This window comes from Candidatus Pelagibacter sp., from assembly GCF_052049815.1.
In the GTDB taxonomy this organism is placed as follows: Bacteria; Pseudomonadota; Alphaproteobacteria; order Pelagibacterales; family Pelagibacteraceae; genus Pelagibacter.
In genome coordinates this window covers 1-1,486 of the sequence record NZ_JBNGZG010000090.1, presented here as the reverse complement: position 1 = coordinate 1,486, position 1,486 = coordinate 1, and the positions used below count along the sequence as shown (strand labels likewise).

The window sequence follows — 1,486 nt, the reverse complement described above, 5'->3', positions numbered from 1 at the left end:
TAAAAGTTCTAAATTTTTTAAAATATGAGTATAAATAAAATATATGTTCAACAATAAAACTATCTTTATCTCTGGTGGCACAGGCTCTTTTGGAAAAGAATTTTGTAAATATTTAGTAAAAAAATATGTTCCAAAAAAAATAATTGTTTTTTCAAGAGATGAATTGAAACAAAAAGAAATGTCTGATGATTTAATGTATAATGAAAGGAAAATTTTTAGATTTTTTATTGGGGATGTAAGAGACAAAGAAAGATTAATTATGGCTATGCAAAATGTTGATTTTGTTGTACATGCAGCAGCTTTAAAACAAGTCGATACTGCCGAATATAATCCATTTGAATTTATTAAAACAAATATTAATGGAGGAAATAATATTGTAGAATCAGCTTTGATAAATAATGTAAAAAAAGTTATCGCTTTATCAACAGACAAAGCCGCGCAATCAACAAATCTTTATGGTGCAACAAAATTGGTCTCTGATAAGCTTTTCATTTCTGCAAATAATTTTAAAGGTAAAAATAAAACAACTTTTTCTGTAGTTAGATATGGTAATGTAGCAGATTCAAGAGGGTCAGTATTGCCTTTATTTAGAAAATTATTAAAGGATAAAAAAAAATTAACATTAACTGATCCAAGAATGACAAGATTTTGGATTACTTTGGATGAAAGTGTAAAATTTGTTGTAAATTGTTTCAAAATTATGGAAGGTGGTGAAATATTTATACCTAAATTAAAATCGTTTAAAATTACGGATCTAATTAAAGCAATTGATGAAAAAGCAAAAGTCAAAACTATTGGGATAAGACCTGGTGAAAAGCTTCATGAAGTTATGTGTCCTAATGAAGAAGTACAAAATACATTAGAATTTAAAAATTTTTTTGTCATCTATCAATCAATAGATAAATTTTTAGAAAAAAATTTTTATCAAATAAATTTAAAAAATAAAAAAGGAAGAAAAGTGAGTAAAAATTTTGAGTATAATTCTCAAAATAATAAAGAATTTTTTTCAGTCAAGCAATTAAAAGTAGAACTAAAAAAATTGAAAAAATCTAGTTAAGATAAAATTATTTTGATTACAAAATTTATTTTAGGTACTGCAAATCTAGAAAATAATTACGGAAAACTTAATAATTATTTATCATTTAATGATTTCAAAAAAAGTCTTAGAACATTAAAAAAAAATAAAAATTATTTTATAGAAACTTCACTAGAGTATAAAAGGTGTATTCAGAAATTAGAAAAATTAGATCTTAGAAATTGCAGAATTATATTAAAGCTGAATTTTAAAAGTGATGATCTTATTAAAATTAACAAATTTTTAAGAAAAACTAAGATAAAACAAATTTATTGCTTAATGATACATGATCCAGATATTTTAACACAAAAAAATAAGCTAAGAATAAAAAAAATTTTAAAAAAATTAAAACAAAAAAAAATTGTAAAATATTTTGGAATATCTTTATATAATTTCAAAAATTTTAAGAAT

The 1,486-nt window shown here is 22.0% G+C and carries 2 protein-coding genes; both read left to right on the top strand.

Features of this window, described 5'->3' with window-relative positions; translation table 11 throughout:
• Nucleotides 1-43 precede the first annotated feature (43 nt).
• Nucleotides 44-1,057: a UDP-N-acetylglucosamine 4,6-dehydratase (inverting) gene (pseB, locus tag ACTT9D_RS07350; RefSeq protein ID WP_440931130.1), complete on the top strand. Its 1,014-nt coding sequence runs from the start codon at nt 44-46 to the stop codon at nt 1,055-1,057.
• A 12-nt stretch (nt 1,058-1,069) separates the two neighbouring features.
• A partial coding sequence (locus ACTT9D_RS07345; protein WP_440931129.1) for a hypothetical protein occupies nt 1,070-1,486 on the top strand: 417 nt, incomplete at its 3' end.